This window comes from Okeania sp., assembly GCF_983059655.1.
Map to the genome: position 1 here is coordinate 1 of NZ_CEZPJD010001054.1, position 2,242 is coordinate 2,242.

A 2,242-nucleotide genomic window follows, 5' to 3' on the forward strand; every position below is an offset into this window, starting at 1 on the left:
CAAATAAAAACTGCTATAAGCCTGAAAAAAACTTAAGTTTCCTATAAACATATCTGACGGACGCGATCATCTAGTTTTTCTGAATTTCTTTCCAAAATAATGACATCCAAGCTACTCTCTATTTTGACTTGTTGAATCCAACCTTTATCTTTTGGTTGTAATAAAACATTAGACAATTCTGGGTCAGTATTTGAGGAATTTGCAGTTGAACAAACCTTTAACTCTAACCAACTTTCTTCCGATTTATTCAATTTTCTAGTTACTTGGAGAATACTACCATTGCTAACTATACCTATAACTTTCTTATTTGTTGTATTATCTAGTAATTTAATCGGTTCGTCTAACCCTTCGCGAGAAAGATCGCTATGACTAATCTGTATGAATGAACCTATATCCAAAGATAAACTAGGAGAAAATATAGAATTTGGTTGTTGGCTAGGCTTTTCTGTATTTGTTGCAAAAGTATTACTATTTGGAGATTTTACATCCAATGGCTGTGTGAATTCTTTTGCTAAGGGACTTAAAAAATATGCTAATATTCCACCTAATACCAGAAGTATCATAATTCCTAACAAGTAAAACCACCCACTTTTATATTCTGAGTCATAAGGAAAATTTTTGGGTTTATTGTCAAAAAATTGACTATCAGATGGATTAAGTTCCGCATTTTTTTGTGCTTTTTGTACTTTTAAATGCTGAACTTTTACAGGTGGAAGAGACAATTCTGTTATCTGACCTTTATCAGTTACTTGATAATAGACTAAAGCTACTGTTACATTATCATGCCCATTTGTGGCGTTAGCAATTTCTATTAATCTATCTCTGACTGTAGCTATATCTGTTTTCCCTTGTAGTAATGGTAATATTTCTGTTTGCCAATATTCCTCTACTCTATTTCTATCGCTTAAACCATCAGAACAAATTAAGAAAATACTATCCTCATCTATTGGAAAACGTTGTACAGTTGGATGTAAACTTGTTGAAGCAGTAACACCCAAAGCTTGTACTAGAGCGCCTGATGCTACTTGGTTGACGGCATCATGATATAAAGAGTAACCTAATCTGACTTGACGAGTGGCAACATCATCATCTAAAGTTACTTGATAGCATCGAGTCGGAGTAATCCAGTAAGCACGACTATCTCCTACATGAGTGATATACAGTTCGTGTAGATGGGCAAGTGCCATAACTAGAGTTGTTCCCATCCGTTGACGACCTTGACGTTGCTCGTTATCGTTACGCTCATAGATAGCATCATTAGCACCATAAGCAGATTCTTCTAATTTTGTAGTTATAGTTAGAGGATCGCCTTCTTCGGGTATATTCTTTAAATTTTGGCACAAAACTTTGATTGCTAATTCTGATGCTTCTTCTCCTCTTTCTTGACCACCAATACCATCACAGACAATAGCTACTGTTTTATAACTCGGTGGATAGCTAATTGCTGTTTTGTTCGGTGGGTAACAAGCATCTTCATTGTTAGAACGATTAGGCCCTGTATCTGTAGCAGTAGTAATATGAATTTTTCTAATTTGCGATCGCCCCAATACTTCCAGAGCTCGATCTAGTTGCCCTATAAGTAGATCTGCATTGTGGATTTCACCGGCAATCATTTGGTGAAACAGTTGTTTTAAGAATTTTTCTACTGCGGGATGAGCATTGCTTGCCCATTTCTGCCAGAATCTACCTAAGTGCTGTAATGTCAAAGATTTTCGATCTGCTTGTAGCTCTAATAAGCGTACTAATTGTCCTTCTACCCGTAAATTTTCTGAGTTTAGCAAACTAGAAGCTACTTTTTGCACATTCAAAGGTTGCCAAAGTTGAGCCATTTGCCATAACCAATTTAACTGTCGCATTGGTGTAGCATCTTTCCATGCTGTAGCTATATTTGGCATTATGTTTCCGGAATTGGCATCTATTGGCCCTCCTTCTAAGAGCCAAATTTCTCGAGTCCCTTTTTTTTCTGTTACTAATAAAATTCCAAAAACTTGAGGAATATGAAGTCTATATGGAAATAATCTCAAATATGATTCTATTTCACCCGGAATTTCTTCGGGCATCTGGGACATTTCTTCTGGTTGAGTATCCAGTAGTATTTGATCGCCTTGAACTTGATAACGATCTCCTATTATTTCTTCTGGCCGATAGGTTTTGATCCCTTCACCTATAGCCCACAGGTAGTGTTTTGGCATAGTGTTTTGCATCAGGGGTACTCGTAGCTTTCGGCCATTTCTTTTATAAA

The 2,242-nt window shown here is 36.4% G+C and carries 1 protein-coding gene; it reads right to left on the bottom strand.

Annotated features, from left to right (window positions below; all coding sequences use genetic code 11):
- Positions 1-41 precede the first annotated feature (41 nt).
- Positions 42-2,242, bottom strand: a 2,201-nt coding sequence (locus tag AC3DU7_RS31675) for a PP2C family protein-serine/threonine phosphatase (RefSeq protein ID WP_488043199.1), incomplete at its 5' end; no start/stop codon positions are given.